Origin of the sequence: Rubellimicrobium aerolatum, assembly GCF_017872975.1 — a bacterium.
GTDB classification, from domain to species: domain Bacteria; phylum Pseudomonadota; class Alphaproteobacteria; order Rhodobacterales; family Rhodobacteraceae; genus Rubellimicrobium; species Rubellimicrobium aerolatum.
On record NZ_JAGGJP010000043.1, the window covers coordinates 1 to 3788 of the forward strand.

Here is a 3788-nt window from a genome sequence, read left to right on the forward strand (position 1 = left end):
AGCCCTTCGGCCCGGACCGCGCACGCCGGCTTCGTCCTCGATGCCGTGGAGCAGGCCGTCCATGAACGCCGGCCCGCCAAAGGCATGGGGCTGGTCCACCACAGCGACAGGGGCAGCCAATACCTGTCCATCAAGTATACCGAGCGTCTGGCCGAGGCCGGCATCGAGCCGTCGGTCGGGAGCGTCCGCGACAGCTACGACAACGCCTTGGCTGAAACGATTAATGGCCTGTTCAAAGCCGAGGTGATTCATCGCCGTGGTCCCTGGCGCAGCTTCGAAGCTGTCGAATACACCACCCTCGAGTGGGTGGATTGGTTCAACAACCGCCGTCTCCTCGAGCCGATCGGGAACATCCCGCCAGCCGAGGCCGAAGCAAACTTCTACGCCGCTCTGGTCACCCCGGTCATGGCCGCGTAGCTAACGGAAACTCGCCTCCGGCAAACCCGGCGCGGTTCATACCCGCGGCGAGGCGCGGCGTGACCTGTTCGCCTACATCGAAGGCTACTACAATCGCGCTCGCCTCCACTCCGCTCTCGGGTACCTCACTCCCGAACAGGCCGAGCAGAAAGCGAACTAACCCCGTATCCACCGAAGCGGGGGAAGATCAGTCCTGACCCTAAAGCACGAACCCGATCACCACTCCAACGGTGTTCAGTAGAAGATCATCAACATCGAACTTGCGATAAGCACAAGGGTAAACCCCAAAGACTCCGGTCGCCTGAGTCACTTCGACGAACAAGCTAAAAGCGAAGCCCAGCCCAGCCGCTATATATCTATTGGAAATATATTGTTTCCATAGCTTGCCGACCAACACGCACAAGAGAAGGTTCATGACCGCCGAATAGAGCGGGTTGTGCCGGGCGAACCCTGCCAGATTCGGTTGATCCTCCCAAGCCTGCGTAGCGTCCCTCACAAATCCTAAAGGGCTCCAGTTGGGCTCCGCGCTCGCCAATGGGCACTCGCTTGATAGCGCCACGATATCGGGCAGCGGGTGGAACGCCAAAGCCAAGAAGAACAGCATGGCGCAGACTGTCGGCGCTGCGCCAGCCAGGGTGCGTCGACCGAAGGCCAGAGCAAACCCACCCCAGGCTGCGGTTCCGGCCATGGCATACATCAAGGCCAGTCCGACGTAGACAGGAAGGGGAAGCGCGGTCATGGTATCCGTGTCAACAAGCGGGCCGCGACGGCCGTAACTTGCCGCCACTAGACCGAGCTTCGGGAGGACGCAAGGGGCCCGGAAACGCCTTGATCTTCCCCCGCTTCGGTGGACGCCTCTGCTAGGCTCCTGAGGAGCCAGGAAGGTGATCCGATGACGAAGAGGAGGCGGGAGTTCTCCCCCGAGTTCAAGCGCGAGGCGGTGGCGCTGCTGGAGAGCAGCGGCCGACCGCAGATGCAGATCGCGGCCGAGCTGGGCATTCAGCCCTCAATGCTGCGGAGCTGGCGGGCGGCTCAGAAGGGGATGCCATCGCGTCCGCAAGCGGGGCCGGTCGCCACAAACGGGCAGGTGGCCTCGCCGGCCGACCTGGCATCCGAGAACGCCAAGCTCCGGCGCGAGCTCGAGCGCACGCGCATGGAGCGTGACGTCCTAAAATAGCCATCGGCATCTTCGCGGAGGTGCCGAGGTGAGGTTCGCCTTCATCGAGCGAGCCATGCAGGCGCCTACCCGGTGCGCCTCATGTGCCGCGTGCTCACGGTGTCGCCCAGCGGGTATTACGCTTGGAGATCGCGGCCGGAGAGCTCCCGCGCCAAGGCCAACCGTCAGCTTGTGGCCGAGATCCGCCGCATCGAAGTGCGCCACCAGGGTCGCTACGGCAGCCCGCGCATGCACGCGGCGCTGCGGGCCCAAGGTCATCGGTGCAGCCGTGGCCGGGTCGAGCGGCTCATGCGCCGTCATCGTATCCGGGCGCTCGCTGGACGGCGGTATCGGCCTTGCACGACCGACAGCCGCCACCATCTGGCCATCGCGCCGAACCTGCTCGCGCAGCGCTTCGAAGCCCCTGCGCCGAACCGCGTCTGGCTGGCCGACATCACCTACGTGCCGACTGGCGAAGGCTGGCTCTACCTGGCGGCCGTGCTCGACGTCGCCACGAGGAAGATCGTCGGCTGGGCGATGCGGGATCACATGCGGACTGAACTGGCGCTGTCGGCGCTGATGATGGCCGTCCAGCGGCAACGGCCAGGCCGGGGCCTCATCCACCACTCGGACAATCAAAGGATTGAGGCCAGTTCCCGGGCGACCTGAGCCTCACAGCGATGGACGGTTCGGTTAAGCTGGCGCCGCGAGGCGCCCGGTGCGGCCTGACCCGCACTCCGATCGACCGACGTGTCTTTCCCCGGACCTGTCGGCCGCCCGGGAACGCCTTGCGGTGAGGATTCGCCTCGCTGTTGCCTGTGACCCGAGAAGGGCGTGACCAGTTTTGGTCACATGACTGTCCTGTCCATGCAGCCGGTCCTGGCGGAGCCGTTCAGTGAGCCAGGAGAAGGACATGAACCGCAAGAATGAACCGAACGCCGGCTCTGTCGTCGGCGGCGTGGACACGCACAAGGACCTGTACGTCGCTGCGGTGGTCGACCATAAGGATCGCGTGCTTGGAACGCGCTCATTCCCCAGCACGCGGCAGGGCTACCGCCAGATGCTCGCATGGATGCGCTCGCTGGGCGAGCTTCAGCGGGTTGGTGTGGAGTCGACCGGCAGCTACGGAGCCGGCCTCCTGCGCTTCATGCAGCAGGCTGGCGTGACCGTGCTGGAGGTCACGGCACCCGACAAGCAGGACCGGCGCAAGCGCGGCATGAACGACGACCTGGATGCCCAGAACGCCGCCCACGCCGCCTTCGCAGGCAAGCGCACCGTCACCCCGCGCAGCCGTGACGGCATGATCGAGGCGCTGCGCGTGCTCGTCGCCTGCCGCAAAACGGCCATCACAGCTAGGCGCGTCGCCTTGCAGATGATCCACAACACGATCGTCGCCGCGCCGGACGGCCTGCGCGACCAGCTCCGTGTCATGACCCGGATGCAGCTCGTCCGCACGCTCGCCGCCTCGCGCCCGGACCTCACGGCTTATCGGGACGTAGAGGCGGCCTACAGGATCAGCCTCAAGTCCCTCGGCCGGCGCTATCTCGAGCTTCATGACGAGATCGCCGACCTCGACGCCATGATCGCGGCCATCGTGAAGGAACTCGCTCCAAACCTGATCGCCCGCAACTCGATCAGCTATGTCGGCGGCGCGCAACTGCTGCTGACCGCCGGCGGTAATCCGGAGCGGATGCGGTCCGAAGCCAGCTTCGCGGCCCTCTGTGGCGTCAGTCCTGTGCCGGCCTCGTCGGGCAAGACCCTCCGTCATCGCCTGAACCGCGGAGGTGACCGAGCGGCCAACAGCGCCCTGCACATCATCGCCATCGGTCGCTTGCGGACGGACCAAAGGACCAAGGACTTCGTCGCACGCCGCATCGCCGAGGGACACTCCAAGCTCGACGCCATCCGCGCCCTCAAGCGCTATCTGGCCCGGGAGGTCTTCACCCTCATCAGACAGCGCCAGCTGGAGATCAACGCGTCGCGCATCGCCGCTTGACAAACAGAAGGGCGTCAGGGGCAGCCAATTCGCCGCCGAAGCCTACGTCCAGCAGCTCGCCACGGTCGGCGCCGTGCCGTCCATGAGCCGCACCAGCAATGGCTCACGATAACGCGCCCATGGAGAGCTTCTTCCACACCCTCAAGGTCGAACTCGTCCATCAGCATCGTTGGGCCACCCGCGACGAGGCCCGACGCGACCTGTTCGGCTACATCGAAG

Annotated in this window: 3 protein-coding genes and 3 pseudogenes; 5 read left to right on the forward strand and 1 reads right to left on the reverse strand. The window is 65.3% G+C overall.

The features are described 5' to 3' along the window. Both J2Z33_RS17910 and J2Z33_RS18900 read left to right on the forward strand, forming a co-directional pair. On the forward strand, positions 1 to 417 hold a 417-nt coding region (locus J2Z33_RS17910), incomplete at its 5' end, for an integrase core domain-containing protein (protein ID WP_209843597.1). Between the two features lie 40 nt (positions 418 to 457). Continuing rightward, positions 458 to 577: pseudogene (locus tag J2Z33_RS18900) on the forward strand (IS3 family transposase); the annotation flags it as partial. A gap of 39 nt (positions 578 to 616) precedes the next feature. Here the strand turns inward: J2Z33_RS18900 and J2Z33_RS17920 are convergent. After that, positions 617 to 1156, reverse strand: coding sequence for a VanZ family protein (locus tag J2Z33_RS17920; RefSeq protein ID WP_209843599.1), 540 nt, complete (start codon positions 1154 to 1156; stop codon positions 617 to 619). A gap of 153 nt (positions 1157 to 1309) precedes the next feature. Here J2Z33_RS17920 and J2Z33_RS17925 point away from each other — a divergent pair. The 3 genes and pseudogenes from J2Z33_RS17925 to J2Z33_RS17935 all read left to right on the forward strand — a co-directional run. Continuing rightward, positions 1310 to 2206, forward strand: a pseudogene (locus tag J2Z33_RS17925) (IS3 family transposase); the annotation flags it as partial. Positions 2207 to 2486: 280 nt separating this feature from the next. Then, complete coding sequence (locus tag J2Z33_RS17930; RefSeq protein WP_209843601.1) at positions 2487 to 3569, forward strand: IS110 family RNA-guided transposase; 1083 nt, start codon at positions 2487 to 2489, stop codon at positions 3567 to 3569. Between the two features lie 16 nt (positions 3570 to 3585). Next, positions 3586 to 3788, forward strand: a pseudogene (locus J2Z33_RS17935) (IS3 family transposase); the annotation flags it as partial.